We start from the raw sequence: 25,223 nt of genomic DNA, 5'->3' as shown, positions 1-25,223 counted from the left end.
GTTGCCTCTGATAACGTGAGCGCCCGGAACCGTCCGAGCGACGCCGACCACTGCGGTGGTCTGGGCGCACGATAAGGGCGCCGATGGCCGCTTGTCCAGAGGCACCCAGCAACTTTTTTCCCCGGCACTGACAGCAACAGGATAAAAAAATGGAGTTTTCCAGCGGCTTTTTACTGAGCCTTTCGCTGTGCCTGGATATCGGCGTGGCCAACATTGCAATGATCACCCTGGCCATGCAGCGCGGCTATTTCCAAGGGTTTGCCCTGGGCCTGGGCACCTGTGTCGGCGACCTGGTCTACGCGGTGCTGGCGCTGGCCGGCATGACCGTTCTGCTGCAGTACTCGGCGGTGCGCTGGGTGTTGTGGGTCGGCGGTTCGCTGCTGTTGCTGTACTTCGCGGCGAAGATGATCTACTCGGCGATCCACCACAGCGCCGCCCTGGCGCAGACAGCAGAGGTCAGTGGCGGCTCCCATCGTCGGGAGTTCTTTCGCGGGATTTTCCTGGCGATGTCCTCGCCCAGTGCCATTCTCTGGTTCGCCGCGGTGGGCGGGACCCTGATTGCCCGCGCAGGCGGCAACAGCCTGGCCAGTGCCGGGTTGTTCCTGGCCGGGTTCTTTTGCGCCGGAATTCTCTGGTGCCTGGCCTTGTGCCTGGCTGCGACCCAGGGCGGCAAGTTGCTGGGCGATAAACTGCTGCGCTATAGCTACCTGGCATCTGCAGCGATCTTCTGCTATTTCGCGGTCTACGTGATCCTATCGGGTTACCAGGAGTTTATCGGCGCGGCTGGCGTGGCAGAACTTCCTGGGCTTTGACTGGGGGAATCCGGTTTCGCTTCTATACTCCCAGCCGAACCCAATTTTCAGTGGCAGGAGGTGATTCGTGGATCAGCCAAAACAGCAGGTAGCGGCACAGCCGCGCTTCGAAACGGGGCATTTTATGCTGATCGCCGGACTGGGCGGACGATTTGCCGTGGACGCCACCGAGGGCATTCCCAAGCTCTGGGACCGTTTTATTCCGCACATCGGCAAGGTGCCGGGGCAAACGGGCGACTTGACCTACGGCGTGTGTTGCAACCCGGATGGCAAGGGTGGTTTCGAGTACGTCGCCGGGGTCGAAATCAGCAAGCTCGACGACCTGCCCGAGTCCTATCGCTGGGTGGAAATCCAGCCCCAGCAGTATGCAGTGTTCACCCATCAAGGTGGCCTCGACAGCCTGGCGCAAACCTTTGAGTACATCTGGAAAAACTGGCTGCCGGCCTCAGGCCGCGAGGCCGCGGATGCACCCGAGTTCGAGCGCTACAGCGCCGACTTCGACCCGCAAACCGGGCAGGGCGTGCTGGAGATCTGGGTACCCCTCAAAGCCGCTTGAGCCACGCGAGAACGGGGGCAGGATCGATATGCGCGGCGGATTGAATTATGCTTGCGCCCCCTTTTTTCGCTGACTGGACCCCCGCCATGAACGCTCCCACGACTGTCATTCGCCAGGTCACGCCGGCTGATCTGGACCGCTGTTTCGCCATCGAAACCGAGGCCTACGAGGGCGATGAAGCGGCCACCCGGGAGAAAATCGCCACCCGCATCGAGACCTGGCCACAGGGTTTTATCGTGGCCGAGGTCGAGGGTGTCGTGGCGGGCTTCATCAATTCCGGCGCCGCCTACCAGGTGGAAATGGCCGACGAAGCCTTCAAGGAAATGATCGGCCATGACCCCGACGGTCCACAGGTGGTGATCATGTCGGTGGTGGTGCACCCGGACTTCCAGGGGCTGGGCCTGGCCAAGCAGTTGATGAGCGCGTTTATCGCGCACATGCGCGAGTTGGGCAAGATCCGCATCAACCTGATGTGCCGCGAGCAGCACGTTGGCCTGTATGCCGGGTTCGGTTTTGCCTACCTCAAGGAGTCCGCCTCGGAGCATGGCGGGTTGGCCTGGCACGAGATGGCGCTGGACCTGTAGGGACTGGCGTCCGCTCAGTGATGCACAGCACGTGTGGTTGATTCAGAAGGCCAGGGCCATGCGCCGCTCATAGCCGATCCGGCCTTTGTAGGCGTCGCCGCTGTCGATCCAGCCCTGCTTGAGATAAAGCCCCAGCGCCGCCTCATTGTGGGTATCCACGGACAATTCCAGGCCATTGATCTCGGGCCAGGCCTGCCGCGCAACCTCGGGCAGGGCTTGCAGGCAGGCCTTGCCGTAACCCTGGCCCTGGCAGCGACGGTCGACCTGCAAGGCATGCAGGGTGGCGGTGTCCTGGCTGGCCCAGGCCGGCAGGAAGGGCGGGCGCTTGAGCAGCAGGAAGGCCACGGGGATGTCGTCGGCGACCAACGCAAAACCGCGGATGGCATCGCCTGCGGCTGCGCTCAGCGAGTGCAGCGCGCCATGGATATCGCCGGCGAATGACTTCTGCAACGGATCGATCTCGATGCATTCCACCTGTTGGCGTTGCAGCGCCGAAAGCTGTTGGTAGGGCACGAGGTGCGTGGCCATTGGCGGGATCCCTGCGGCGAAAAACTGAGGCTCGGATTTTAGCCAGTTTGGCGCACTCGCAATTATTTTTTTTGGCCTGTCGATTTGCCTTTGCACCAGTCGACTAAGAGTGTCTTCACAGTAAACACTCGGAGTTGCGTCATGAATGCGTTAACCGAAAACACTGAGATCCAGACCCTGATCGAACGCTACCGACAAGCGATAGTCGCCAAGGACGTTGAAGCGCTGATGGGCTTTTATGCCGACGACATCGTCTCGTTCGATGCGGTCAAGGCCCTGCAATTCAAGGGCAAGGCGGCTTACCGCGCACACTGGGAGGAGTGCATGAACTATTGCCCGGGACCGCACCTGTTCGAGTTCGCACAACTGCAGGTGGCGCAAGGCCAGGACCTGGCTTTCGCCCACTGGCTGGTGCACTGCGGCGGGGCGGATGAGCAGGGTCAAGTCAAGGGCAGTTGGATGCGTGCCACCGCCGGCTATCAGCGGATCGGCGGGCAATGGCGAATCGTCCACGAGCATTGGTCGGCGCCCTTCGACATGGCCAGTGGCGCGGCGTTGTTCGAACTGCAGCCCTGATCGTCGGGTTTTTTACCCAACCTGCAATCTGCAGCCATAGTTGATCAGCCTGATGTGGGAGAGCCTGATGAAATACTTATGCCTGGTCTACAGCGACGAGCGTGTGCTGCACAGTTCACCTGACAGCCCCGAAGACGCTGAGTGTATGGCGTATGCCGAGTCGGTCCAGGGCAGTGGGCGGATGCTCGCCGCCGAGGCCTTGCAGCCAGTGCAAAGCGCCACCACGGTGCGCCTGCGGGGCGGCAAGCTGTCGATCACCGACGGTCCGTTCGCCGAAACCAAGGAGCAATTGGCCGGTTTCTACCTGATCGAGGCCAAGGACCTCAATGAGGCGATCCAGGTGGCCGGGAAGATCCCGGCGGCCCGGGTCGGCAGCGTGGAAGTGCGTCCGGTACGCCAGCTGAATCCCTGATCACCCCCCTAAGAACAATAATCAAGCAGGAGTCTATGTATGAGCATCCCTCACGCTGGCGCTGAGCCAGCAGCCTTCGAGTTGTCCATCAGCCGCCTGATCGATGCGCCGCGCAGCAAGGTGTTCCGTGCCTGGACGGAGCCGCAGTGGCTCGCCCAATGGTGGGGGCCGCACGGCATGACCACGCCGGAGTGCGAAATGGACCTGTGGGTCGGCGGCCGGTTTCGCACCCTGATGCGCGCACCCGATGGTAGCGAGTACCCCACCAGCGGGGTGTTCCTGGAGATTCATGCGCCGCAGCGGCTGGTGTTCACCGATGCCTATGCACCTGGCTGGATTCCTTCGGGCAAACCGTTCATGACCGCTGAAGTGACCTTTGACGACGTCGACGGCAAGACCCTCTACACCGCACGCGCCATGCACTGGAGCGAGGCCGATCGGCAGGCCCACGAGGGCATGGGTTTTCATGACGGTTGGGGCCAGAGCCTCGACCGGCTGGAGGCCCTGGTGACCAGCGGCATGCCGGACTGATGCCGGACGAGGCGGTCAAGGCGCTGGTCGAGACGGTCTACCGCAACGACTCGCGGCGTATCCTCGCCACCCTGATTCGTTTGCTGGGGGATTTCGACCTGGCCGAAGAGGCCCTGCAGGAAGCCTTCTTCGTCGCGGTCGAACGCTGGCAGCGGGACGGGGTGCCGGACAATCCGCGGGCCTGGCTGGTGTCCACCGGGCGCTTCAAAGCCATCGACGGCCTGCGTCGGCGGGCCCGGTTTGCCGCGTCCCAGGCGCAATTGGTGGCGCAACTCGAAGAACTCGAGGAAGCGCAATGGAGTGTCGAGGACGTGCAAGACGATCGCTTGCGCTTGATCTTCACCTGTTGTCACCCGGCACTGGCCGCCGATGCGCAAGTGCCGCTGACGCTGCGTGAAGTCTGCGACCTGACCACCGAAGAAATTGCCCGCGCCTTTCTCGCCGCGCCGGCCACCATTGCCCAGCGAATCGTGCGGGCCAAGGCCAAGATTCGCGACGCCAAAATCCCCTATCAAGTGCCGTCCCTGGCTGAGTTGCCCGAGCGCCTGGACAGCGTTCTGCGGGTGATTTACCTGGTGTTCAACGAAGGGTATTCGGCCTCGGTGGGCAGTGAGCTGACCCGCGAAGACCTGACCCGCGAGGCGATTCGCCTGGGGCGCCTGCTCCTGGAGTTGCTGCCGGAGCCGGAGGTGATGGGGTTGCTGGCCCTGATGCTACTCAACGAGTCGCGGCGCCCGGCGCGCACCTCGGCCAGCGGAGAGTTGATCGTGCTCGATGAACAGGACCGTTCGCTGTGGGACGCGCAGATGATCGCCGAGGGCTGTGCCTTGATCGAGCATGCGCTGGGCCGGGGGGAAATCGGCCCGTATTGCCTGCAGGCGGCGATCTCGGCGGTGCATGCCGAGGCACCCACCGCCGGGGACACGGATTGGGCGCAGATCGTCGGTTTGTACGACGTCTTGCTGCAGGCGCTACCGTCGCCGGTGATTGAACTCAATCGGGCCGCTGCGCTATCCCGGCGTGACGGGCCCTTGGCGGGGTTGACCCTGGTCGATGGGATTTTGCAGCGTGGCGAGTTGCTCGATTACCACCTGGCGCATTCGGCGCGTGCCGAGTTCTGTCGGCAATTGGGTCGCGTTGCGGAGGCGAGGGCGGCCTATCAGCGTGCGCTGGAACTGACCCAGCAAGTGCCGGAGCGCCGTTTCATCGAGCGGCGCCTGGCCGAGTTGGCGCGCACCTGAGGCGGGCGTCACTCGAGCATCCTGTCCAGCAACCAGCGGCCTGCCGGACCCGGCGGGTGCAAGCGTGACCAGAGCGCATCCACCGAGACCGGTCGGGGCCAGCCGCGAACCTTGAGCTCCTGCAAAGTGCCGGCGCCAAAACGCTCGACCAGCCAACGCGGCAGGGGTGCCCAACCGAACCCACCCTGGGCCATTTCCAGTAGCATCAGGTAACTGGGGGCCGACCAGACCCGCCCCTGGGCCCGGACCTCATACGGATTGATGATGGTCGCCAGGCGCAATTCGCGGTGTTGTTGCAGGGTTTGCCGATCGATTTTCTGCAGGCTCGCCAACGGGTGTGTGGGCGCGACGAACAGGGCGATCTCGGTGTGTTCATCGACGGTGGCGCTGTCCAGGTCCGGCGGGTAGCGCTCCTGCATTTCGGCGAAGGCCAAGTGCGCGCGCCCGCGTTGCACCAAGGCAATCAAGTCGTCGCATTCGGCGATCAGGCATTCCAGCTCGAGGTCCGGATAACGCTGTTCGAAAGCCTGCAAGGCGGCTTCGAAGCGATCCGATTGATAGGTGTCGGAAAGCGCAACGGTGAGTTTCGGTTCAACTCCCAGGGACAATTGCGCGGCGCTCATTTCCAGGCGGCTGGTGGCGGCGAGGATGTCCTCGGCGCGTTGCAACAACACATGCCCGGCCAAGGTCAGGGCGGGCTTGCGGCTGCTGCGGTCGAACAGTGTCAGGTCGAGGTCGATTTCCAGGCTGGCCACCGCCGCGCTGATGGTCGACTGGCTCTTGCCCAGCTTGCGCGCCGCCGCGGAAAACGAGCCTTGGGTGGCTGCCTGGACGAATGCCAGCAGGACTTCATGTGAGGCCATGAACTATCGCCTTGATCGATGGTTAATGGTTATGAAGTATCGGTGCTGTGCCGGATGATGGCAACACATTCACCCACCGGAGCCGGCTCATGAGTCCTCATAAATCCCTCACTGAACGTGTGTTGCAAGCCATCGGTTTTGAACTGCTGGCGGTCATGCTGTGTACGCCTTTGCTGGCGTGGCTGATGGACAAGCCGCTGGTCGACATGGGTGTCGCGACCATTGCCATCGGCCTGATTGCCCTGGCCTGGAACGTGTTGTTCAACGGTCTGTTCGACCGCTTGCTCAAGCGTCTGGCGCTGGTGCCCAGTGCCGCGACCCGGGTGTTGCATGCCTTGCTGTTCGAGGGCGGCCTGGTGGCGATCAGTGTGCCGCTGATTGCCTGGTGGCTGAACGTCAGCCTGCTGCAGGCGCTGATTCTCGACATCGGGGTGCTGCTGTTTTTTCTGCCGTACACCTACGTCTACCACTGGGTTTATGACGTGCTGCGGGAGCGGATGTTGCTGGCACGGGCAGTGCAGTGATTGACCTGATCTTGCAAGTGCGCCCCACCTCAGCGTCTGCTCGACAGTTGTTGCGGGGCCAGGAACGCATCGTGGAAGTAATCCCGGAACGCCTGCATCGCCGGGGTAAATTCCCGCTCGCGGTGCCAGGCCAGGCCCACACTCATGGGGGTCACTGGATCGGTGATGGTGAGGGTCTCGATGCGCTTGCCCTCCAGTGACCAGGGGCGGTGCACCAGGTCCGAGAGGATCGCCACGCCGCTGCCATTGGCGACCATGCTGCGCACCGCTTCCACGGAGCTGGTGCGCACCCGCACTTTCGGTTGCTGGTGGGCGTGTTCCCAGTAGCGCATTGCCGCCTGCTCGGCCTCGTCGACGGTCAGCAGGATGTAGGGCTCCTGGGCCACATCAGCCAGGCTGACAGCCGAGCGCTCGCACAGCGGGTGATGGCTGGGCAGCCACAGGCGCCGCTCGGAGTTGAACAGGATTTCCGAGACGATATCGGGGTGCGTGAGGTTCGCGGTCAGCACCACCGCCATGTCGAAACGTCCCTCCAGCAAGCCTTGTTCGATGGCCTGGCGTTCCTGTTCGTGGACTTCGATGGCGACGTCCGGGTGCCAGTGTTCCAGGCGTTGCAGATGGTGGGGCAGGAAGTAGCCGATGACCGTGTAGCTGGCTGCCAGGCGCAGCCGGCCGCTGGCCCGTACATCCGGCAGCGGGCTGTTGAGGGCATCATCGACGCTGCGCAGAATCACGTAGGCGCGGTTGAGAAAATGCCGGCCGGCATCGGTCAGGCTCATGCCCTGGGCCGAGCGCTGGAACAGCAGGGTGCCGAGCATGCCCTCCAGCTCCTTGATCGCGGTGGTCACCGCTGACTGCGAGATATTCAAGTGAATCGCCGCTTGGGAAATCTGCCCAATCTCGGCGGTGGCGACGAAATAGCGGACCTGGCGCAGGGTCAGTGACATTGAGACTCCGATCGAACAGGTATCTGTTTTTCAGAAGATACCCTATCTGTTAATAGATCTTCCCAAGGGGGGTGAGCGGAATTTAACGTGGCCTGCATGAAGTCACAAGCGTCAGGAGCACGTGTCATGCAGGCAGTAGATTTCAATTCGGACATGGGTGAAGGATTCGGCCCATGGACCATCGGCGATGGTGTCGACACTGAGCTGATGGGGTTCATCAGTTCGGCCAATATCGCCACCGGTTTCCATGCCGGCGACCCCGGTACCATGCGCCGCACCGTCGAACAGGCCAAGCGCCTCGGCGTGGCCATTGGCGCACACCCGGGGTTCCGCGACCTGGTAGGTTTCGGTCGCCGGCACATCAATGCACCGGCCCAGGAGCTGGTCGACGACATGCTCTATCAACTCGGCGCCCTGCGCGAACTGGCGCGAGTCCAGGGCGTGGCCCTGCAACACATCAAGCCCCACGGCGCGTTGTACATGCACCTGGCACGGGACGAGGAAGCGGCCCGATTGCTGGTGCAAAACCTGCAGCGCCTGGAGCCCGACCTGCTGCTGTATTGCATGCCCGGCTCAGTCATCTGGCGCGTCGCGACAGAACTCGGCCAGCCGGTGATTCGCGAGTTCTACGCCGACCGCGAGTACGACCTCAGCGGCTCCATTGTCTTTACCCGCAATGTGCGCGCCCACGATCCGGACCAGGTCGCCGCGCGAGTGCTGCGTGCCTGCCAGGAAGGCCTGGTGCGCACGGTCGAGGGCCAGGACCTGGCGATCGACTTCGACTCAATTTGCCTGCACAGCGATACGCCGGGTGCCCTGGCGTTGGTCGAGGCGACACGCAAGGCGCTGGACGCAGCCGGGATCACGGTGCGCGCCCCTCGCTGAAGCTGGGTTTGGTACCGGGCGCTACAGACGTCCGGGCTGCCCATCGATGAATTTTTTGCCTGCCTTTCTACAACTATTCCAAAAGGAACAGACATGGCCGAACACACAGTTATCACCCCACTCCCAGGGACCTTCTATCGCAAAGCCACGCCGGAGTCGGCGAACTTCGTCGAGGTCGGTGCGCAGGTCAGCGCCGACACGGTGATTGGCCTGATCGAGGTCATGAAGCAGTTTTCCGAACTGACCGCCGGGACGGCCGGTCGCCTGAGTGCATTCCTGGTAGAAGACGGCGATCCGGTGGAACCGGGTCAGGTCGTCGCAACACTCGACGACGAGTGAGGGCACGATCATGACCCAAGGCATCACGAAACTGCTGGTCGCCAACCGTGGCGAAATCGCCGTGCGGATTATCCGCGCCGCCCAGGAACTGGGAATTCCCACCGTTGCCGCGTGCAGTGAGGCAGACCTCGATTCCCAGGCCGCGCGTTTGGCCGACGAAGTGCACCTGCTCGGCCCGGCCCGTGCCGACAAAAGCTACCTGAATGTCGAGGCCCTGCTGGGCGCCTTGAAGGCCACTGGGGCCAACGCGGTGCACCCAGGCTATGGGTTTCTCTCGGAGAACGCCGACTTCGCCGAAGCGGTCCAGGCCGCCGGGGCAATTTTTGTCGGGCCCAGCCCACAAACGATCCGCCGCATGGGCGACAAGGCCGAGGCGCGTCGCACCGCACAAGCGGCGGGCGTGCCGGTGGTGCCGGGTTCGCCTGGTGAGTTGTTTGACGTCGAGGCCGCACTCGCGGCAGCCGAACTGGTGGGTTTCCCCCTGCTGATCAAAGCCTCGGCCGGTGGTGGCGGACGGGGTATTCGCCTGGCGCAGAGTCCCGCGCAACTGCGTGAAGAGTTCCCCCGTTCCCAGCGCGAAGCCCAGGCGGCCTTTGGCAATGGCGCGGTGTACCTGGAGCGTTTCATCAGCCGTGCCCGGCACATTGAAGTGCAGGTGCTGGGCGACGGTAAACACGCGGTGCACCTGTTCGAGCGCGAGTGTTCGCTGCAACGGCGGCGGCAGAAGATCTTCGAGGAAGCGCCGTCGCCGGCCCTCGATCAGCAACAGCGCGAAACCCTCTGTGCCAGCGCCGTACGCTTGACCGAGTCCCTCGGCTATCAAGGCGCCGGGACCCTGGAGTACCTGTATGACGACGCCAGCGGCGAGTTCTTCTTCATCGAGATGAACACGCGGATCCAGGTCGAGCACCCGGTCAGCGAGCTGATCACCGGCATCGACTTGGTTCAGGCGATGTTGCGAATCGCCGGCGGCGAGCCATTGGGCTTGCGCCAGAGTGATATCCGACTCAATGGCGCGGCCCTGCAAATGCGCCTGAATGCCGAAGACCCGGCGCGGGACTTCTTCCCCAGCCCAGGCCTGGTCGAAGCGTTGTCGTGGCCGCAAGGTCCGGGCGTGCGGGTCGACAGCCATCTGTATCAAGGCTATCGGGTGCCGCCGTATTATGATTCGCTGCTGGCCAAGCTGATTGTCCACGGTCGCGACCGCGCCCAAGCGTTGGCCCGGGCGCGGGTTGCCGTGGCCCAGACCCGCTTGAGCGGCATGGCGACGACCCTGGGGTTGCATGCCGAGCTGCTGGAGCAACCCTGGCTGCACGACGCCGACTTCCACACCGGCACCCTGGAAACCTGGCTGGCCGCGCGCCGCAGTGGAGGTGCAGCATGAACAAGCCGATCCGCTACAGCTTTGGCGCCGATGAACATCTGTTCGCCGAAGTCAGTGACAGCATGTCTCTGGAAGCATTCTTCAAGGGCATGGCCGTGACCCGTGCGGTCGAGCGCCTGGCCCTGGATGGCGTGCTGGATGTGTGCCTGGCCAACGCCTCATTCCAGATCCGCTTCGATCCGGACCGCATCGCGCCCCATGACCTGCTCGAAGCGGTCAAGGGCGCAGAGGCCGAAGCGATTGCCGAACGCACCCTGCACACGCGGATCATCGAGATTCCGGTGCTCTACAACGACCCCTGGACCCACGAGACCCTGATGCGTTTTCGCGACCGGCATCAGGACCCGAGTGCCACGGACCTGGAGTACGCGGCGCGAATCAATGGCCTGGCGGACGTCGATGCGTTCATTGCCGCCCACAGTGGTGCGCCCTGGTTCGTCTCGATGGTCGGCTTTGTCGCCGGCCTGCCGTTCATGTTCCAGATGGTCGAGCGCGAGCGCCAGTTACAGGTGCCCAAGTACCTGCGGCCGCGCACCGACACGCCGAAGCTGACCCTGGGCCACGGCGGCTGCTTCGGCTGCATCTACTCGGTGCGTGGCGCCGGTGGTTATCAGATGTTTGGCGTGACGCCGGCACCGATCTACGATCCGCAGCAGAACCTGGCGTACCTGAAAGAGCACATGGTGTTTTTCCGCCCCGGCGACATCGTGCAGTTCAAGCCCATGGACCGCGCGGCCTATGACCAGGCCGTGGCCGAAGTGGATGCGGGGCGCTTCGACCTGCGGATTCGACCGGTGGAGTTTTCCCTGGACGCGTTCCTCGCCGACCCCGTTGGTTATCCCAAGTCGTTGCAGGAGGTGCTGGCATGATCAAGGTACTCAAACCCGGTCTTGCCACCTCGGTACAGGACCTGGGCCGCGAAGGTTTTTACCACCTGGGGATTCCGCCCTCCGGTGCGCTCGACCAATACGCCTTGAGCGCCGCCAACCAACTGGTGGGCAACCCGGCCGGGGCAGCGGCGCTGGAGTGCACGCTGCTGGGGCCGGAGCTGGAGTTTGCCGAAGACGCGTTGGTGGCGGTGTGCGGTGCGCACATGACACCACGGGTCGATGGCGTGGAAATGCATGCCGACACCGCGTTCACGGTCAAGGCCGGCCAAGTGCTGCGTTTTGATTTCCCCAAGGCCGGTGCCCGCGCGTACTTGGCGGTGGCCGGTGGCATTGATGTGCCGCTGGTGTTGGGCAGTCGCTCAACCTATGCGTTGGGAGCGCTGGGCGGGTTCCAGGGTCGCCGCTTGGTCGCCGGTGACGAGTTGCCGGTGGGTGTTGCCAGTGGCAAGAGCCGTGCGGGGGCCAGTCTGCCCATGGCCTTGCGGCAGTCGCTGGGGGGCGAAATCAGCTTGCGGGTGGTGCCGGGCCTGTACTACGAGCGCTTGAGCGAAGCAGCGGCCAGCAGCTTTTTCGCTGAGCCCTGGACGGTCGGCTCGGAGGCGGACCGCATCGGCTATCGCTTCAAGGGTGGCAGCGCCTTGAGTTTCCAACCCCGGGAGCAGCCGTTCGGGGCCGGCTCCGATCCGTCGAACATCGTCGACAGTTGTTACCCGATCGGCTCGATCCAGGTTCCGGCCGGGCTCGAACCGATCGTGCTGCACCGCGATGCGGTGTCCGGTGGTGGCTACGCGATGATTGGTACGGTGATCAGTGCCGACCTCGACCTGATCGGCCAGATGCAGCCCAACCAGAAGGCGCGGTTTGTCGCGGTGACCCTGGAGCAGGCGCTGGAAGCACGACGTTCCTACAAGAAAAAACTCAGCTGCCTGAGCAAGCTGTTCCCTTCCTGATTCTGCCCGCCGCATCGCGCGGGCCATGCCAAACGGTACGCCAACGCCGCACTTCGGTGCGGTGACGGCTGCCCGCGCTTCAACCTTTGACTGGTTCTGGAGTTCACGCATATGGCTGCTTTATCGCAATCGAGTCAAACCGGGCAGGACCCGGCCAACCACCCAGTCCCCGCTGGCGCACGCATGGGCCGACTGTCCCTGACCATGGCCTGGTGGGCCGTGTGCAGCGCCATGTTCTACATCGTGGTCGGCGCGTCGCTGGCTTTATCCTATGGCTCCCGCAATGCGCTGATCGGCATGCTCCTGTCGGTGCTCAGCTACGGGCTGATCAACAGTGTGCTCAGTCGGTTTGCGATTCGCAGCGGCCTGTCCGTGGCGCTGTTTTCGCGGTTGTTGTTTGGCAGCACCGGTGCCTGCCTGGCGACGCTGATCTTCTTTTCTACGGCGATCTACTACGCGGTGTTCGAGGGTTCGGTGATCGCCGTGGCGCTCAACCACTTGTACCCGGAACTGGTCTACCCGCTGGCCGCCTTGCTGGTGGTGCTGTACAGCGTGCCGATGATCCTGGGGAGCGTGCAGCACTGGCTGGACAAGCTCAATGGCGTGTTATTGCCGATCTATCTCGGCGGTCTGCTGGTGGCGGTGGGTTTGTCCATCAGTCGCTACGGTTACCAGCCGCAGTGGCTGGATTTCGGGCCGGCCAATCCCAGTGCGTTTGGCTGGTGGGATTGCTTCGTCGCGTACATGGGCGTCTGGGTGTTGATGCTCTTCACCTTCGACTATGCCCGCTTCGGCAAACCCGAGGATCAGACGTACCACGGCCGTTGGAACTTCGGCATGCCGTTCTATGCGGTGACTTTTTTGCTCAATGGCGCGGCGGGGATTTACCTGGTCAGCAGCATTCCCCATGAGGGCGCGTTGAACGAAGTCTCGGTGGTAATGGCAATCCTGCAACTGATGGGGCTGTGGGGCTTGTTGTTTGTCTGGGCCACGCAGACCCGGATCAACACCGCCAACTACTACCTGGCGACGCTGAACATGCAGGCGTTTTTCGGCCGGTTCGGTGTACGGGGTTCGTACCTGGTGTGGGCGCTGGCGGTGGGGGTGATCGTCTACGCCCTGATGCTGGCCGATGTGTTTGCCTACCTGCTGAAGGCGCTGGCCTATCAAGGGATTTTTGTGGTGGCCTGGGTCGGCGTGGCGCTGGCGCAGATCCTCTATGGGCGCAGTGATGTGGCGTCGCTTGCGCGTGTCTCGGCCTACAACCCGGCAGGTTTGGTGGCGTGGTTTGGCGGCACGGCGCTGGGGCTGATGCTGATGTTTGCCGGTCCGGGGCTGAGCAGCTTCTCCGCGCCGTTGACCGGGGTGCTGGCGTTCGGGCTGCAGTTCGCACTCTCGCGCAGGCAGGCGACAACCGTGGTGACCCCAACCTTGTAGCAGCTGTCGAGCCCGCGAGGCTGAATTAACGGCCGCAGTGCACAGACGGCGTCAGTAATCCCCACGCTTGCGAAACGCCCAGCGTCCGGCAATCACGGTAAAGCTGGCGACCAGCGCCACCAACACCCAGAACCCGTGCGGGTCGCCAGACAGCGGTACGCCGCCGACGTTCATGCCGAAGAAGCCGGCAATGATATTGATCGGCAGGGCCAGTACGGTGACCACGGTCAGGGTGAACAGGGTGCGGTTGCTCTGTTCGTTGAGGTTGGCGGCGATTTCCTCCTGCAGCAGCTTGATCCGCTCGCCCAGGGCCGTGAGGTCATTGATGATCAGCGCAAATTCTTCGGTGGATTTGCGCAGCTCCTTGACGTCGTCCTTCTGCAACCACTGCGGCGGACGGTTGAGCAGGCGCAGCAGGGAACCGGGTTCCAGCGCCAGCAGGCGTTGCAGGCGCACCAGCACGCGACGGTTGGCACCGAGTTCGGCACGGTTGGTGGACAGTCGCGAGGACAGCAACTGGTCCTCGACCTGATCCACGCTGAGGCTGGTCTTGCGCACGATCTGGGTCAGCACCTCGCCCTGGTCGCGCAGCAGATGCACCAGCAACTCCAGGGGTGAGCGAAAGCGCTCACCGGCCTTGACCGAGGAGCGCAGTTTGTCCACCGAGTGCAGCGGTTGCAGGCGTGCGCTGATGATCAGCCGACTGCGGGCGCAGACCCACAGGGTCGAGACATCCGATGACACCAGGTTGCTGAGGTTGAACACCACATCGTTGACCACCGCCAGCAAGGCCGAGTCGACGTGCTCGATGCGGGTCGAGCGCGAGCCCTCATGCAGGGCTTCGAAGAATTCTTCGGGTAACGCCAGGTGCGCTTTCATCCAGCGCTCGCAGGCCGCGTGGGCCAGGTTCAGGTGCAGCCAGAGAAACTCATCGGCACTGTCGGGCTGTTGCAGGCGCTGCAGGGCCTGGGCCGAGGTGATTTCCCGAGCGGGTTCGCCGGGGCGAAAGCTGAACCCGTAGAGCAGGCCAAAAAGATCGGCGTCGCGGTGGCGTTGGTCGATGCTGTGGTTCATGGCGTCTCCGGCCGCCATGCAATTCACAGCGGCGCTTGAGCGGCATCATGGCAAGCCAATCTGACCGTTTCGTGACGCTTTGACGAACGGCGGCCGAGGCTCTAAACCGCTGGTCAGCGCGATTCAAGAAATCCTCGTCAGGGCCGATGACGGCTAGGCTGGTCTGCGCACTTCGGTGTCCGCCTTATTCCTGTCATGAGATATCACTCGATGTTTTTGCAAAAATCCCTGAGAGCCAAAATCCTCGCGTTGCTGAGCGGTAGCCTGTTGGCGATGTTGTTGATCGCCCTGGCCAGCTTTCACTTCCTCTCCGCCGGGGTGCAGAGTTACCGCAACCTGATCGAAGGTCCCCTGCATACCTCGCAGTTGATCGACGAGGCCAACCTGCAATTCAAGGTGCAGGTCCAGGAGTGGAAAAACGTGCTGTTGCGCGGCAAGCAACCGGCTGAAGGGGACAAGTACTGGGCGCAGTTCCAGGCGCGCCAGGGCGACGTGCAGAACATCCTTGGCGAACTGGTGCGCCAACCCGGGCTCGAGCCCGCGCTGAAGGCGCGCATCGATAGTCTGCGCGAGGCCCATCGAGTCCTGGGTGGCGCCTACCAGCAAGGTCGCGCGGCGTATCTGGCGGCGGGTGCCGATCCAGCCGCCGGCGACAATGCGGTCAAGGGGGTGGACCGTGCCACCAGCGAGCAGATGAGCGAGTTGGTCAGTGAGTTGCGCCAGCGCGGCAACCAGCAATCACTGCAGATCAGCGCCAGTGCCGAGCGCACCGTGCTGCTGGGGATGGTGGTGATGCTGGTCTCGGCGCTGCTGATCGGGCTGTTCAGCCTGTGGCTGGTCAATCGTCATCTGGTGGAGCCGATCCGCCAATTGATCGACTATGTTGCCCAGTTGAGCCAGGGCCGATTCAGCGCCCGGGTTGCCAGTGATCGACAGGATGAGCTGGGTCGCCTGGCGGTCGCCGCCAACACCCTGCGCGATTTTCTCGCTGAAACCTTTGCCCGCCTGCAGCGCAGTGCCACGGACCTGGACAGCGCCAGCGGCGAACTCAATTCCATCGCCGGGCTGATGTCCCAGGGCACCAACGAGCAGTTCAGTCGTACCGATCAGGTGGCGACCGCGATGAACGAAATGTCCGCCACCGCCCAGGAGGTTGCGCGCCATGCCGCCGCTGCCGCGCGGGCGGCGGATGATGCGGACCAGTCGGCCCAGCAGGGGGAACTGGTGATGCAGAGCACCATTGATTCGATCACCCAGATGCGCGGGGAAATTGCCAACACCGCCACCGTGATCCGCCGCCTGGAAACCGACAGCGGGCGTATCGGCAAGGTCCTGGAAGTGATCCGCGGGATTGCCGAACAGACCAATCTGCTGGCGCTCAACGCGGCCATCGAAGCGGCGCGCGCCGGTGAAGCCGGGCGCGGTTTTGCCGTGGTCGCCGATGAAGTACGCAGCCTGGCCCAACGCACGGCGGCCTCGATCATCGAGATCAACCAGATCATCCAGAGCGTGCAGACCGGTGCCGTGGACGCGGCACTGGCGATTGAAAACGGTCAGTCGCGCAGCAACGAGAGCGTCGAGCAGGTGACCCAGGCCGGGCTGATGCTGGAGCGCATCACCGAGTCGGTGGAAGCGATTCGCGACATGAACCGCCAGATCGCCACCGCAGCCGAGGAGCAGACCTCGGTGGCCGAGGATATTTCACGCAACCTGACCGAGATCACCAGCATCGCCAGCACCAACCTGGACAACGTGCAGCGCACTGAAGCGGCGAGCAATAACCTGCACGGTTTGTCTGGCCAACTCAATGCAGTGACGGCGCGCCTGAGTGCCTGAGGCGTTGGCCGCTCAGTGCTGGGCAGTGAGCGGCAGGCTGAAGGTGAACAGGGTGCCGTCCTGTTCAGAGGAGGTTACCTCGAGGTCCCCGGCATGGGAGCGGGCGATCTGGCTGGCAATGTACAAGCCCAGGCCGAGGCCGGCCTGGGGTGTTCCGCTGGCCGGTCTGGAGTAGGGCTGGAACAACTGGGGCAGGACTGATTCGGCAATCTGGCCCTGGTTTTTCACCTGGAGCACAAAACGCCCCTGTTCGATCTGTGCGCTGACTTCAATGGTGCCGTCGGCGGCGCCATGGACGACCGCGTTGGCGACCAGGTTGGAGAGCAGTTGTGCGACTCTTTCGCGGTCACAGTGAATGGCCGTCAGCTCGCCAAAACGGGCGATGATCTGGCGCCGTGGATGGACACAACGCACTTCGCTGATCACCTGCTGCAGGGTTTGTTCGAGGTCCGGGCAGGCGGCGATCACCACCGGAATCCCGCCACCCATGCGCCCACGGGCAAAGTCGAGGATGTCCTCGACCAGTTGCGAGGCCCGGCGTCCGCTGTCGAGTATGTGCTGGAGCAGGGTGTCGGTGGTCGGGTTGGGATGTTTGTGCAACGCGCGCTCGGCAGCCATGGTGATGGCAAACAGCGGGTTGCGCAGGTCATGGCCGAGCACGGCGATGAACTGTTCACGCAACTCGGCCGAGTGGCGTTCCTCGCGTAGCTGGGCCTCGGTTTGCTGCAGGTTCTCTTCGGCCTCGATCTGCAACGACAGCAGGCGCGCAAAAGATTCCACGGTGCTCTGGATGGTGCTGGACCTGAGCTCGGCGGGATTGGGGTCGAGTGCGCAAATGGTGCCGAAGAAACGTCCATCGGTGCGGAACACCGGCACCGAGATGTAACTTTCGAACTGGTACAGCCTGGGGGTGTGGTGCTGGCAATACAGGGGATCGTCACTGGCCTTGTCGATCACCACCGGCAGATGGCTGGCGCGAACCTGGTGGCAGAGGGTGCTGGCAATGTCCAGTTCGCCGCCCACCAACAGGCCGAAATCCAGCTGGTCGAGCACCGCACAGGCGGTCCAGGAGGTTCCGGTGACCCGCGCCACCGCCGCGAAACGCAGGCCCGTCATGTCTCGAATGACCTGGAGCATGGCGGGCACTGCACTGATGCGACCGATGGTCGCGATATCGGCTGCCACTGTTGGGCTCATGGGCCAAGGGTCTCTGCAAAGGGAGGCTGGTCGGAGTCTAGCCAACCAGCGTACGCCTTGTGCAGTTTTGAGGTGTGGCTATTTCGTCCACGTAAAAAAGCCGCACATCCCAAAGGTTGTGCGGCTTTTTTGCAGCGTGTTTTTACTTGTCTTGCACGTTGCTCAGGACTGCGCCGGTCTTGGCGTCGAGCTTGACGTCCCACTCGACATTCTTGGTATCACGGATTTCCACTTCGTAGACATAGGCGCCGGTGGTGGCGTTATGGTCCAGCTCGGTGTCGGTGATGTTGGCCGCGGTGGTGCCTGGGTGTTGGGCGAGGGCCGCCTGGTTGAGCTTTTCAAAGTCCATGACGGTGCCGGCCTTGAGCAGCCCCGGGATCTGGTCCGGGCGCACGTCAGCCATGGCGAAACCGGCGGTCAGGGTCAGGGCAGCGGCGGTGAACAGGGTGGTCAACTTTTTCATGGGGTCATTCCTTGGTTGAGCTGTTTAAGTGGGATCAGGTTAACCGGCGCAACTTAATTGATCCTTAATCCACGCCGGCCGCGCTTTGCGCCATTTGTTCAATCCTCGCATATCAAAGCGTTTCATGCTGGACCCACGTCAAGGGAGGTTCATATGAAACGCTGGTTTACAACGCTGTATGCCCCGGTTTTCCTGGGTGGATTCCTCGCTCTCGGTATCGCTGTAGTCGGTGTCGCAGGCCGTTCGCCCGGGTGGCTGCTGGTGATTTTTCTCTGTGCCCTGCTGGTGTCGTTCCTGGCCGAACGGGCGCTGCCGTATGAACCGCAGTGGAACCGCAACCAGGGTGATGGCTGGCGCGATGTGGCCCATGCACTGGTCAACGAAGCCTGCAATGGGCTGGCGTTGCTGATTTTACCGGGGCTGGTGGCGCTGTTGTCGTTCGAGGGCCTGTGGCCCGGCAGTTGGCCGCTGTGGGGGCAGTTGCTGCTGGCGATCGGGATTGCCGATGCGGGCGTCAGCCTGACCCACTACGTCAGTCACCACGTGCCCTGGATGTGGCGGTTGCATGCGGTGCATCACAGTGTCCAGCGGCTCTATGGCTTCAACGGCTTGATGAAACATCCGCTGCACCAGATGCTCGAGGCGGCGGTGGGGTTTTTGCCCTTGATCGTGCTGGGTATTCCGCTGGACGTGGCCTTGCTGCTGGCGTTCGCCATCAGTCTGCAGTTGCTGTTGCAGCACTCCAACGTCGACATGACCCCGGGAGTGTTGTCCCAGGTGTTCGCCTGGGCGCCGGTCCACCGCCTGCACCATATGAAGTACGGTGCAGCGGGCAATGTGAATTTCGGTCTGTTTTTCAATCTGTGGGACCGTTTGCTCGGCACTGCCCTGCACGCCGGCGCGTATTCGATCAGGCAGGGTGAATTGGGGATTGGCAATCGGGCGGATTATCCCCAGGGGTATGTCGAGCAACTGCTGGAGCCGTTCAAGCCCGAGCAATTCACTGACGAGCCGCAGGTGCCAGAGGCGTTGCGTCGCTAACGGCTCAGTCGAGCAGGCGGATATCCAGGCCGTTCAAGCCCTGGCTGGCGGTCACCCCGAAGATTTTCTTCAGGCTGCGCGACAGGTGCGCGGCGTCGGCGAACCCCGCATCGTGGGCGGCCACTGTGAGATTGCTGCCAGACAGCATCAGCGCCATGGCCAGGCGCAGACGGCGCCAGAGCACCAGGCGCCGAACGGGTAGGCCAACCTGGCGGGCGAACAGCCGCTCCAATTGGCTCAGGGATACATGGGCCTGCGCGGCCAGGGACGCTGCCGAGACCTTGCCTGCCAGCAAGCCATCCAGGGCCTGCAGGGCACGGCCGATGCGTGGATCGTTGAAAGGGCGCCGTGGGCACTGCAGCACAGCCTGGGCAATGGCCGGCAAGGACGGCTCGACGTCGGCCAGGCAGTCCTGCAGGGCCTGGGCCTCGAACATCAAGGGCTCGGCGTAGATACACAGGACGTTGTCCGAGCCGTGCATGATGGCGTGCGTGCGCAGCGATTCGATAAACAGCCGGCCGGTGACCTGGGGGGTACCCTCCAGGCTGACCTGTAGCGGTTGGCCGCCAGCGATGATCAACTGATGGGCGTAGTGCGCATGGGGCGCGGTGCGCCCCAATCTGCCGTGGACCAGGCCATAGTCGCGGCCCAGCCACAGTTGGCCCCTCCACTCGTGCTCGTTGCTCACTCAGTAGCCGTTGCGTTCAAGCAACTGGGCCACGCTGCCGGTTGCCGGGCGCTGGTAGTACTTGAGCAGTTCGCTGGCGCGGTTGGTGAAGATGCCGTCGACTCCGGCGTCCATCACTTTCTGGAAGTCGACGTCTTCGTCGATGGTGTAGACGTGCACCAGCAGGCCCTGGTCGTGGGTGTACTGGTTCATCCAGGGCTGTACGAGGTTGGCATAACTCTGGTCACCGAGGTGCGTCAGGGTCGCGGACGGGCCCGTGCCGATTGCGCCCTGGGCCTTGGCGTAGTCGACCCATTGCTCGAAGGCGGCGTTGTCCTTGGGTTGCTGCCTGGCATAGAAGGTGGCCTTGTCCTTGTCCCCGGACTCGGCGAACTTGACCTTGGACTTGGGCTCGATGCTGCCCTCGGCGACCCACAGCAGCAGGATCTTCGGCACCTGCGGCATTTCCTGGTGCAGCATCTGCAGGCTGTTCTTGTCGAAGGTCTGCAGCACGACCTTGCCTTTGCCCTGGCCCACGCCCAGCGCGCTCTTGGCCAGCTTGGAGCCGGCAGGGCTGAGCCAGCCGCGGTCTTGCAGCTTGTCCTTGAGGTCGCGTTCGATCCCCGGGAATTGCTGGGGCTCCTTGGTCTCGATGTATAAGCCGGGTTTGTGCAGCGGGTTGCCTTGGGCGATGTCGATGACTTCGTCCAGCGTGAGGATTTTCAGGCCTGCATACGCAGGGCGGGCGCGATCGGGGTAGGCGCTGTTGAACCAGCTGCCAGCATCGAGGGTTTTCAGCTCGGCGAGGGTGAAGGCGTTGGCCGGGCTGTCCTTGCGATCAGGGAATTTGCTGGCAACGTCGGTGGTGCGTTGCAGGTCGTCGTCGTGCAGGGCGAACAACACGCCGTCCTTGCTGCGTTGCAGGTCCAGTTCCAGGTAGTCGGCCCCCAGGTCGCGCGCCAGTTTGTAAGCGGCGGCGGTGGATTCCGGGGCATCGAAGGAGGCGCCGCGGTGGGCGATCACGGCCGGGTGCGGGATGCCGTTGGCGGTGGCCAGCGCGTTCGGACCGGGTTGGCTGAGAGCCTGTGCCTGGCCGACGCCGAGCATCAGGCTCAGCAGCAGGGCGCTGTGGGTGAAGTTGACAGGCATGGTCGAGGTCCTTTCGTCAGTCGTTTTGCAAAGGACTACCTTTTAACAACTGAGCGACAGTTGTGCTATCGCAGCACCGACATAAACCCCGCTCCAGACGCTTTTTCCGCGCTTTTGTGCGCGACTTTGCAGTATTCTTGGCCCCGGCAGTTTCCCCGGCAGAGGGAAACCCGGATGCTTGCCCTGCGTGTAAACCATTGATCAGCGGTCCATTGGGACCTTTCGTGAGGTTTATCATGCGCATCACTTCGCAACTCATCTGCCAGGCCGCCGACCAACTCCACGGCTTTGTCGGCCTCAACCGCAAGACTGGCCAGTACATCGTGCGCTTCAGCGAAGACTCGTTCGGCATGGACGTCGCCGATGACGGCATCATCCCCACCAGCGAGTTCGTCTGGGCCCCAGGCCCGGATCAGGCCATGACCCTCAAGCGCCCATTGATCCAGCTGTTGCTGGATCAGAACATCGACGACCGAATCAACATCAGCGAGCCTCTGCGGGTATACATGCGCCGCGCCGATGTGCCGGAGATTTCGGCGCTGCGCCAGCGGGTACCGGCTTAGGTTGCGAAGGCATACGAGCGCTCGACCTTGCACACCCGGGTGTGAAACGCCTGATACCAGGTGGCGCGGCCTTGCTCGCGGACGGCGCTGTGTTCGGCGTGGCGCTTCCAGGCGAGGATCGCCGCTTCGTCGCTCCAGTAGGAAACCGTGATGCCCAGGCCATCCTCACCACGTGCTGATTCCACGCCGAGAAACCCCGGTTGCTCGCGGGCCAGCTCGACCATGCGCTGGGCCGCCTGGTCGTAGCCGTGATCGCCTGCCGTGCGCAGCGAGGTAAAGATCACCGCGTAATAGGGGGCGGCTGGGGTGCTGGCGATCATCGCGGATTCCTCGCGCAGGCCTCGACAAAGGCGTTGACCAAGGGCGGTAACCGGCCCTTGAGCGCAGCCCGTTCGGGTTGAAACAGGCTGGCGACGAAGAACGGATGACCCTGCAATTCGATGACCCGCAGATCACCTCCAGAGTCATGGCCCGTGGCGCGCAGGCCGTGGCTCTGCAGGGCGTCGGCGAACTCGGGGTTGATCCCGTAGCGGCAGCGGTAGCCTTCGCTGATGTGCTGGCTGGCGTAGGCCGCGGCAATCAGCGAGCCCTCGCGCAACTGGATGCTGTCGACGGCCTCGACCAAGGCACAGGCCAGGGGCGTGATCACGGCGCGCGTGGCTTCGGGCGAGGTTTCGCCATGCTCGGCATCGGTCCAGCCCAGGACATGGCGGGCGAACTCCAGCACCGCGTGTTGAAATCCACCGCAGGTGCCAAGGAACGGCCGCTGCGCTTGCCGCGCAAACTGAATCGCCCGCAACGCACCGTCGGTGTTGCGGTAAGGGCTGGCGGGCACGCACCAGAAGCCGTCGAAGTCGCTGAAGCGGGTCTGGCTGTCGATCCGCTCTGTGGCCAGCCACTGCGACTGCACGTCCCGCCCCGTGTGTTGGGCGGCCAGGTTCAGGGCCAGGGGAATGGCCTGGTGGGCGAGGACCTGCGGGTCGTAGTCGCCGATCAGGGCAATGCGCAGGTGGGCTGGATTGGACATGGCGTCTCCAAGACTTGTCGGTGGTTGGGGGGCACTATAGATTGGCGTTCACGCAATCAATATTGGCGTTTACCCAAGTGATCAATGCAGCTACGCACTATCAACTGGACTACCCCGACCTGGTGCTGGTCCTGGCGTTGGTCCGCGGCGGTTCGCTGGCCCGAGCCGCCGGATTACTCAAGGTTGACGTCTCGACGGTGTTTCGTGCGGTCCGGCGCCTGGAGGCCGGCTTGGGCCAGGCGCTGTTCGAGAAAAGCCGTGCCGGCTACTTGCCCACCAGCCTCGCGCAAACCCTGGCCGAGCAGGCCGAACGTGCCGAACAGGCGCTGGATGCGGCGCGGGTCGGGGTGGAGCAAGGCGGTGAAGTCATCAGCGGCACGGTGCGCCTGACTTGCACCGACTCGGTCCTGCACGCCTTGTTGTTGCCAGCCCTGGCGCAGTTCATGCCGGGCTATCCGGCGTTGACCCTGGAGCTGAGCACCTCCAACGACTTTGCCAACCTCAGCCGCCGCGATGCCGACATTGCCCTGCGCCTGACCCGGGCGCCACCAGAGCATCTGGTGGGCCGACGCCTGGCGACCGTGTCCTATCGGGTGTGCGCCAGCGTGAATTACCTGCAGTCGGTCGATCCGGGCGACCTCGCACGCCTGAGCTGGATCGCGCCGGATGACTTCCTCCCGGACCATCCCACCGTCACCTGGCGACGCCAGCAACTACCGGGCGTGCAGCCGAGCTATCGCTGCAACAGCATGCTCGCGGTGACTGAGTTGGTGCGGGCGGGGTTGGGGGTCGCGGCCTTGCCGGACTTTCTGATCGATCCAGGCCAGGGGCTGCGCCCGCTGACCGAACCCTTGATGGGCTACGACACCAGCCTGTGGTTGCTGACCCGTCCGGACTGCCGCGCGCTGCGCTCGGTAGTGACCCTGTTCGATGAGCTGGCGCGGGCCATTCGTTTGCCCGCCTAGGGTGGCGTCAGGCTTGGGGTGGTTGCTGGCCCAGGACGTGCTGATGCACCTGTGAGGTGAGGTTTTCAATGCGCTCGGTCAGGGTCTTGGTCATTTCTGTGAGTCGGGTGTTCTGTTCCAGCAGTTCCAGCAATTGGGCGGCATTCTGCGCCGCTTGCGCCTGGCGTTCGGCATTGGCCACGGCCAGCGCTTCTCGGTGTTGCGCGTCGGCATCGGACTGGGCCTTGTCGCGCGCGGCCTGACGGGTTTGCGCCAGCAGGATCAAAGGCGCGGCGTAGGCCGCCTGCAGGCTGAATGCCAGGTTGAGCAGGATGAATGGGTAGACATCGAAGCGGGTCACCCCGGTAACGTTGAGGACGATCCAGGCGGCGACGATCAGGGTCTGGGCACCGAGAAAGGTCGGTGTGCCGAAAAAGCGCGCAAAGGCCTCGGCTTTCAAGGCGAAGGTATCGTTACCGAAGGTCGCGGCCAGATGCGCATGGGGACGGTGAAAACGCAGGTGGTCGACGGGGGCTGCGGGGGATGTCGGCGTTTTGGTTGGGTTCATGAGGGTCTCTGCAGGGCCGGGGGGACTGAGGTTCACTATAACCCCCACGGCGCTGCACTCATGCCGGATCTGTGGTGCTGGCGTGGGCGCTGCTGGTTCTGTTGCGACCATTGCTCTTGGCACTGTACAGCGCCTTGTCGGCAGCCTCGAGCCACTGCCCGGCCTCGCTGAAATTCGTCTGATAGGTGGCCAGGCCAATGCTCAGGCTGACCTTCAACTGCGCGATGGCAGGGTGGCGATAGTCGGCGAAGACCAGGCGTAGACGCTCCATCACCTCGATGGCCTGGTCCTGGGGCAGGTTCGGCAGAATCACACAGAATTCATCGCCGCCGTAGCGTCCCGCCAGGTCGTTTTGCCGCAGGTTGAGCTTGAGTTCGGCGCTGAGTTGGCGCAATACGCCGTCGCCGACAATATGCCCGTAGGTGTCATTGATGGCCTTGAAGTGATCGATGTCGATCAGGCCAATGGTGGCCTGGACTTGTTGCCGTTGGCACTCGTGGAAGCTGTCTTGCAGCAGGTCTTTCCAGGCGCCGTGATTGAGCAGGCCGGTCAGGCTGTCTGTGCGGCTCAAGGCACTCAGGGCGCGTTTGTGCTCGGACAGCTTGATCGTCAGTCGATAGCAGACCATGCCCACCGCAAGCGGGTAGAGGGTCAGCATCGGCAGGCAGGCATACACCTGGAGCTGGCTGACTTGCGGTGAGAAGCCGGCCCCCAGCAGCGCCCATGAAATGCCGATGCCCAGCAGTTGGGCGAGGCTGCCCTGGACCAACAGGCGCACCCCACCGGCGGCCACATTGTTCATGGCCATCATCGAGAGGATGGTCACGGTGGCCAGCGGGTTGAAGTGCATGGTCGCGGCCCAGAAACCGCCCAGCAACGAGTCGACCAGCAGGTTGCGACGTTCCGCCTGGTAGGGGAACGCGGAGCGGGTCGCCAGATGATAGGCCAGGTGCGCCCAGCACACGGCATTGAAGCCCAACAGTACCCAGACCCAGGTGGGCACTCCCAAGGGATAAAGCGCCGCGGCGACACTGATGCAGCCAATGCCCAGGCCAATAATCCGCGGTTTATAGATACGTTTGGCAAATGACAGGCCTTTGCCACGTTGATTTTGCATAGCTCACTGCGCTCATGTCGCCCTGAAACACTTTGTGGTGTTTTACCCTGGGCTGCGATCCATCGAAGAAACAGGTCAATAGTGTCATTTATTGCAGATGCGATCATCAGCCAGATGA

The 25,223-nt window shown here is 63.3% G+C and carries 30 protein-coding genes and 1 pseudogene; 19 read left to right on the top strand and 12 right to left on the bottom strand.

What is annotated here, in order from left to right:
• Positions 1–149 precede the first annotated feature (149 nt).
• The 3 genes from PspS04_RS20975 (at position 150) to PspS04_RS20965 (ending at position 1,952) form a co-directional block, all read left to right on the top strand.
• Positions 150–812, top strand: a complete 663-nt coding sequence (locus PspS04_RS20975) for a LysE family translocator (RefSeq protein ID WP_159997575.1) — start codon at positions 150–152, stop codon at positions 810–812.
• Positions 813–879: 67 nt separating this feature from the next.
• Positions 880–1,368 carry a GyrI-like domain-containing protein gene (locus PspS04_RS20970; RefSeq protein WP_159997557.1) on the top strand — a complete coding sequence of 163 codons (489 nt, stop codon included), beginning with the start codon at positions 880–882 and terminating at the stop codon, positions 1,366–1,368.
• An 86-nt stretch (positions 1,369–1,454) separates the two neighbouring features.
• Positions 1,455–1,952: a GNAT family N-acetyltransferase gene (locus PspS04_RS20965; RefSeq protein ID WP_095169795.1), complete on the top strand. Its 498-nt coding sequence runs from the start codon at positions 1,455–1,457 to the stop codon at positions 1,950–1,952.
• Between the two features lie 42 nt (positions 1,953–1,994).
• On the opposite strand, the gene PspS04_RS20960 is transcribed toward PspS04_RS20965, so the two are convergent.
• On the bottom strand, positions 1,995–2,480 hold the full coding sequence (locus tag PspS04_RS20960) for a GNAT family N-acetyltransferase (RefSeq protein ID WP_095169794.1): 486 nt from the start codon (positions 2,478–2,480) through the stop codon (positions 1,995–1,997).
• Positions 2,481–2,621: 141 nt separating this feature from the next.
• On the opposite strand from PspS04_RS20960, the gene PspS04_RS20955 reads away from it, so the two are divergent.
• The 4 genes from PspS04_RS20955 to PspS04_RS20940 all read left to right on the top strand — a co-directional run bounded on the left by PspS04_RS20955 (position 2,622) and on the right by PspS04_RS20940 (position 5,240).
• Positions 2,622–3,056 (top strand): YybH family protein, encoded by a 435-nt coding sequence (locus PspS04_RS20955; RefSeq protein WP_159997555.1) that lies wholly within the window; start codon positions 2,622–2,624, stop codon positions 3,054–3,056.
• Between the two features lie 67 nt (positions 3,057–3,123).
• A complete protein-coding gene (locus tag PspS04_RS20950) occupies positions 3,124–3,468 on the top strand; it encodes a YciI family protein (protein ID WP_159997554.1) in 345 nt (114 codons plus the stop codon).
• Positions 3,469–3,507: 39 nt separating this feature from the next.
• Positions 3,508–3,999 (top strand): SRPBCC family protein, encoded by a 492-nt coding sequence (locus PspS04_RS20945; RefSeq protein WP_159997552.1) that lies wholly within the window; start codon positions 3,508–3,510, stop codon positions 3,997–3,999.
• Positions 3,999–5,240 carry an RNA polymerase sigma factor gene (locus PspS04_RS20940; protein ID WP_159997550.1) on the top strand — a complete coding sequence of 414 codons (1,242 nt, stop codon included), beginning with the start codon at positions 3,999–4,001 and terminating at the stop codon, positions 5,238–5,240. Before PspS04_RS20945 ends, PspS04_RS20940 begins: the two co-directional genes overlap by 1 nt.
• Before the next feature lie 8 nt (positions 5,241–5,248).
• Here PspS04_RS20940 and PspS04_RS20935 read toward each other — a convergent pair whose 3' ends face one another.
• A complete protein-coding gene (locus tag PspS04_RS20935; protein WP_095169790.1) occupies positions 5,249–6,103 on the bottom strand; it encodes a LysR family transcriptional regulator in 855 nt (284 codons plus the stop codon).
• Between the two features lie 89 nt (positions 6,104–6,192).
• On the opposite strand from PspS04_RS20935, the gene PspS04_RS20930 reads away from it, so the two are divergent.
• Entirely contained in the window at positions 6,193–6,627 is a 435-nt protein-coding gene (locus PspS04_RS20930) for a multidrug/biocide efflux PACE transporter (RefSeq protein WP_159997548.1), read from the top strand.
• Between the two features lie 29 nt (positions 6,628–6,656).
• Here the strand turns inward: PspS04_RS20930 and PspS04_RS20925 are convergent, their stop codons facing one another.
• On the bottom strand, positions 6,657–7,574 hold the full coding sequence (locus tag PspS04_RS20925; RefSeq protein ID WP_095169788.1) for a LysR family transcriptional regulator: 918 nt from the start codon (positions 7,572–7,574) through the stop codon (positions 6,657–6,659).
• A 126-nt stretch (positions 7,575–7,700) separates the two neighbouring features.
• Between PspS04_RS20925 and PspS04_RS20920 the strand changes: the two genes are divergently transcribed.
• From PspS04_RS20920 to PspS04_RS20895, 6 genes are all read left to right on the top strand, one after another.
• Positions 7,701–8,459: a 5-oxoprolinase subunit PxpA gene (locus tag PspS04_RS20920; RefSeq protein ID WP_159997546.1), complete on the top strand. Its 759-nt coding sequence runs from the start codon at positions 7,701–7,703 to the stop codon at positions 8,457–8,459.
• A 93-nt stretch (positions 8,460–8,552) separates the two neighbouring features.
• On the top strand, positions 8,553–8,798 hold the full coding sequence (locus PspS04_RS20915) for an acetyl-CoA carboxylase (protein ID WP_095079351.1): 246 nt from the start codon (positions 8,553–8,555) through the stop codon (positions 8,796–8,798).
• Positions 8,799–8,808: 10 nt separating this feature from the next.
• Positions 8,809–10,182: an acetyl-CoA carboxylase biotin carboxylase subunit gene (locus PspS04_RS20910; protein ID WP_159997544.1), complete on the top strand. Its 1,374-nt coding sequence runs from the start codon at positions 8,809–8,811 to the stop codon at positions 10,180–10,182.
• Positions 10,179–11,051, top strand: coding sequence for a 5-oxoprolinase subunit B family protein (locus tag PspS04_RS20905; protein WP_095169784.1), 873 nt, complete (start codon positions 10,179–10,181; stop codon positions 11,049–11,051). The genes PspS04_RS20910 and PspS04_RS20905 overlap by 4 nt, the downstream gene beginning before the upstream one ends.
• The gene (locus tag PspS04_RS20900; protein ID WP_095169783.1) at positions 11,048–12,022 is read left to right on the top strand and encodes a biotin-dependent carboxyltransferase family protein; all 975 of its coding nucleotides are present in this window, start codon (positions 11,048–11,050) and stop codon (positions 12,020–12,022) included. Before PspS04_RS20905 ends, PspS04_RS20900 begins: the two co-directional genes overlap by 4 nt.
• Positions 12,023–12,133: 111 nt before the next feature.
• A complete protein-coding gene (locus PspS04_RS20895) occupies positions 12,134–13,459 on the top strand; it encodes a purine-cytosine permease family protein (RefSeq protein WP_159997542.1) in 1,326 nt (441 codons plus the stop codon).
• Between the two features lie 51 nt (positions 13,460–13,510).
• Here the strand turns inward: PspS04_RS20895 and PspS04_RS20890 are convergent, their stop codons facing one another.
• On the bottom strand, positions 13,511–14,533 hold the full coding sequence (locus PspS04_RS20890; protein ID WP_159997540.1) for a transporter: 1,023 nt from the start codon (positions 14,531–14,533) through the stop codon (positions 13,511–13,513).
• 195 nt (positions 14,534–14,728) lie between these two features.
• Between PspS04_RS20890 and PspS04_RS28155 the strand changes: the two are divergent.
• Positions 14,729–15,436: pseudogene (locus tag PspS04_RS28155) on the top strand (methyl-accepting chemotaxis protein); the annotation flags it as partial.
• 165 nt (positions 15,437–15,601) lie between these two features.
• Complete coding sequence (locus tag PspS04_RS28150; protein WP_442966650.1) at positions 15,602–16,369, top strand: methyl-accepting chemotaxis protein; 768 nt, start codon at positions 15,602–15,604, stop codon at positions 16,367–16,369.
• 12 nt (positions 16,370–16,381) lie between these two features.
• Here PspS04_RS28150 and PspS04_RS20880 read toward each other — a convergent pair whose 3' ends face one another.
• A complete protein-coding gene (locus PspS04_RS20880; protein WP_159997536.1) occupies positions 16,382–17,566 on the bottom strand; it encodes a GAF domain-containing sensor histidine kinase in 1,185 nt (394 codons plus the stop codon).
• Positions 17,567–17,708: 142 nt separating this feature from the next.
• A complete protein-coding gene (locus PspS04_RS20875; RefSeq protein ID WP_159997535.1) occupies positions 17,709–18,029 on the bottom strand; it encodes a PepSY domain-containing protein in 321 nt (106 codons plus the stop codon).
• Positions 18,030–18,182: 153 nt separating this feature from the next.
• On the opposite strand from PspS04_RS20875, the gene PspS04_RS20870 reads away from it, so the two are divergent.
• The gene (locus PspS04_RS20870) at positions 18,183–19,070 is read left to right on the top strand and encodes a sterol desaturase family protein (RefSeq protein ID WP_159997533.1); all 888 of its coding nucleotides are present in this window, start codon (positions 18,183–18,185) and stop codon (positions 19,068–19,070) included.
• Between the two features lie 4 nt (positions 19,071–19,074).
• Here the strand turns inward: PspS04_RS20870 and PspS04_RS20865 are convergent, their stop codons facing one another.
• The gene (locus PspS04_RS20865; protein ID WP_159997531.1) at positions 19,075–19,758 is read right to left on the bottom strand and encodes a helix-turn-helix domain-containing protein; all 684 of its coding nucleotides are present in this window, start codon (positions 19,756–19,758) and stop codon (positions 19,075–19,077) included.
• Positions 19,759–20,886, bottom strand: coding sequence for a glycerophosphodiester phosphodiesterase (locus tag PspS04_RS20860; protein ID WP_159997529.1), 1,128 nt, complete (start codon positions 20,884–20,886; stop codon positions 19,759–19,761).
• A gap of 236 nt (positions 20,887–21,122) precedes the next feature.
• Between PspS04_RS20860 and PspS04_RS20855 the strand changes: the two genes are divergently transcribed.
• Positions 21,123–21,449 carry a DUF2025 family protein gene (locus PspS04_RS20855; RefSeq protein ID WP_159997527.1) on the top strand — a complete coding sequence of 109 codons (327 nt, stop codon included), beginning with the start codon at positions 21,123–21,125 and terminating at the stop codon, positions 21,447–21,449.
• Here PspS04_RS20855 and PspS04_RS20850 read toward each other — a convergent pair.
• Both PspS04_RS20850 and PspS04_RS20845 read right to left on the bottom strand, forming a co-directional pair.
• Positions 21,446–21,769, bottom strand: coding sequence for an antibiotic biosynthesis monooxygenase family protein (locus PspS04_RS20850; RefSeq protein WP_159997526.1), 324 nt, complete (start codon positions 21,767–21,769; stop codon positions 21,446–21,448). The genes PspS04_RS20855 and PspS04_RS20850 overlap by 4 nt on opposite strands.
• Entirely contained in the window at positions 21,766–22,476 is a 711-nt protein-coding gene (locus PspS04_RS20845) for a CTP synthase C-terminal region-related (seleno)protein (RefSeq protein WP_159997524.1), read from the bottom strand. The genes PspS04_RS20850 and PspS04_RS20845 overlap by 4 nt, the downstream gene beginning before the upstream one ends.
• A gap of 14 nt (positions 22,477–22,490) precedes the next feature.
• Here PspS04_RS20845 and PspS04_RS20840 point away from each other — a divergent pair, with 14 nt between their 5' ends.
• Entirely contained in the window at positions 22,491–23,441 is a 951-nt protein-coding gene (locus PspS04_RS20840; protein ID WP_159997522.1) for a LysR family transcriptional regulator, read from the top strand.
• A 7-nt stretch (positions 23,442–23,448) separates the two neighbouring features.
• Here PspS04_RS20840 and PspS04_RS20835 read toward each other — a convergent pair whose 3' ends face one another.
• On the bottom strand, positions 23,449–23,988 hold the full coding sequence (locus PspS04_RS20835) for a DUF1003 domain-containing protein (RefSeq protein WP_095169770.1): 540 nt from the start codon (positions 23,986–23,988) through the stop codon (positions 23,449–23,451).
• Positions 23,989–24,046: 58 nt separating this feature from the next.
• On the bottom strand, positions 24,047–25,105 hold the full coding sequence (locus tag PspS04_RS20830; RefSeq protein ID WP_095169769.1) for a diguanylate cyclase: 1,059 nt from the start codon (positions 25,103–25,105) through the stop codon (positions 24,047–24,049).
• Positions 25,106–25,223: the final 118 nt, after the last annotated feature.

Source organism: Pseudomonas sp. S04 (assembly GCF_009834545.1).
GTDB lineage: Bacteria > Pseudomonadota > Gammaproteobacteria > Pseudomonadales > Pseudomonadaceae > Aquipseudomonas.
The sequence above is the reverse complement of the archived record's forward strand: the minus strand, read 5'-3'. Positions and strand labels throughout refer to the sequence as shown.

What these genes read in the sequence shown, in the direction of transcription:
- PspS04_RS20975 (WP_159997575.1), top strand. Translation starts at nt 150, where the DNA reads ATGGAGTTTTCCAGCGGCTTTTTACTGAGCCTTTCGCTGTGCCTGGAT.
- PspS04_RS20965 (WP_095169795.1), top strand. Translation starts at nt 1,455, where the DNA reads ATGAACGCTCCCACGACTGTCATTCGCCAGGTCACGCCGGCTGATCTG.
- PspS04_RS20960 (WP_095169794.1), bottom strand. Translation starts at nt 2,480, where the DNA reads ATGGCCACGCACCTCGTGCCCTACCAACAGCTTTCGGCGCTGCAACGC.
- PspS04_RS20955 (WP_159997555.1), top strand. Translation starts at nt 2,622, where the DNA reads ATGAATGCGTTAACCGAAAACACTGAGATCCAGACCCTGATCGAACGC.
- PspS04_RS20950 (WP_159997554.1), top strand. Translation starts at nt 3,124, where the DNA reads ATGAAATACTTATGCCTGGTCTACAGCGACGAGCGTGTGCTGCACAGT.
- PspS04_RS20945 (WP_159997552.1), top strand. Translation starts at nt 3,508, where the DNA reads ATGAGCATCCCTCACGCTGGCGCTGAGCCAGCAGCCTTCGAGTTGTCC.
- PspS04_RS20940 (WP_159997550.1), top strand. Translation starts at nt 3,999, where the DNA reads ATGCCGGACGAGGCGGTCAAGGCGCTGGTCGAGACGGTCTACCGCAAC.
- PspS04_RS20935 (WP_095169790.1), bottom strand. Translation starts at nt 6,103, where the DNA reads ATGGCCTCACATGAAGTCCTGCTGGCATTCGTCCAGGCAGCCACCCAA.
- PspS04_RS20930 (WP_159997548.1), top strand. Translation starts at nt 6,193, where the DNA reads ATGAGTCCTCATAAATCCCTCACTGAACGTGTGTTGCAAGCCATCGGT.
- PspS04_RS20925 (WP_095169788.1), bottom strand. Translation starts at nt 7,574, where the DNA reads ATGTCACTGACCCTGCGCCAGGTCCGCTATTTCGTCGCCACCGCCGAG.
- PspS04_RS20920 (WP_159997546.1), top strand. Translation starts at nt 7,701, where the DNA reads ATGCAGGCAGTAGATTTCAATTCGGACATGGGTGAAGGATTCGGCCCA.
- PspS04_RS20915 (WP_095079351.1), top strand. Translation starts at nt 8,553, where the DNA reads ATGGCCGAACACACAGTTATCACCCCACTCCCAGGGACCTTCTATCGC.
- PspS04_RS20910 (WP_159997544.1), top strand. Translation starts at nt 8,809, where the DNA reads ATGACCCAAGGCATCACGAAACTGCTGGTCGCCAACCGTGGCGAAATC.
- PspS04_RS20905 (WP_095169784.1), top strand. Translation starts at nt 10,179, where the DNA reads ATGAACAAGCCGATCCGCTACAGCTTTGGCGCCGATGAACATCTGTTC.
- PspS04_RS20900 (WP_095169783.1), top strand. Translation starts at nt 11,048, where the DNA reads ATGATCAAGGTACTCAAACCCGGTCTTGCCACCTCGGTACAGGACCTG.
- PspS04_RS20895 (WP_159997542.1), top strand. Translation starts at nt 12,134, where the DNA reads ATGGCTGCTTTATCGCAATCGAGTCAAACCGGGCAGGACCCGGCCAAC.
- PspS04_RS20890 (WP_159997540.1), bottom strand. Translation starts at nt 14,533, where the DNA reads ATGAACCACAGCATCGACCAACGCCACCGCGACGCCGATCTTTTTGGC.
- PspS04_RS28150 (WP_442966650.1), top strand. Translation starts at nt 15,602, where the DNA reads ATGTCCCAGGGCACCAACGAGCAGTTCAGTCGTACCGATCAGGTGGCG.
- PspS04_RS20880 (WP_159997536.1), bottom strand. Translation starts at nt 17,566, where the DNA reads ATGAGCCCAACAGTGGCAGCCGATATCGCGACCATCGGTCGCATCAGT.
- PspS04_RS20875 (WP_159997535.1), bottom strand. Translation starts at nt 18,029, where the DNA reads ATGAAAAAGTTGACCACCCTGTTCACCGCCGCTGCCCTGACCCTGACC.
- PspS04_RS20870 (WP_159997533.1), top strand. Translation starts at nt 18,183, where the DNA reads ATGAAACGCTGGTTTACAACGCTGTATGCCCCGGTTTTCCTGGGTGGA.
- PspS04_RS20860 (WP_159997529.1), bottom strand. Translation starts at nt 20,886, where the DNA reads ATGCCTGTCAACTTCACCCACAGCGCCCTGCTGCTGAGCCTGATGCTC.
- PspS04_RS20855 (WP_159997527.1), top strand. Translation starts at nt 21,123, where the DNA reads ATGCGCATCACTTCGCAACTCATCTGCCAGGCCGCCGACCAACTCCAC.
- PspS04_RS20850 (WP_159997526.1), bottom strand. Translation starts at nt 21,769, where the DNA reads ATGATCGCCAGCACCCCAGCCGCCCCCTATTACGCGGTGATCTTTACC.
- PspS04_RS20845 (WP_159997524.1), bottom strand. Translation starts at nt 22,476, where the DNA reads ATGTCCAATCCAGCCCACCTGCGCATTGCCCTGATCGGCGACTACGAC.
- PspS04_RS20835 (WP_095169770.1), bottom strand. Translation starts at nt 23,988, where the DNA reads ATGAACCCAACCAAAACGCCGACATCCCCCGCAGCCCCCGTCGACCAC.
- PspS04_RS20830 (WP_095169769.1), bottom strand. Translation starts at nt 25,105, where the DNA reads ATGCAAAATCAACGTGGCAAAGGCCTGTCATTTGCCAAACGTATCTAT.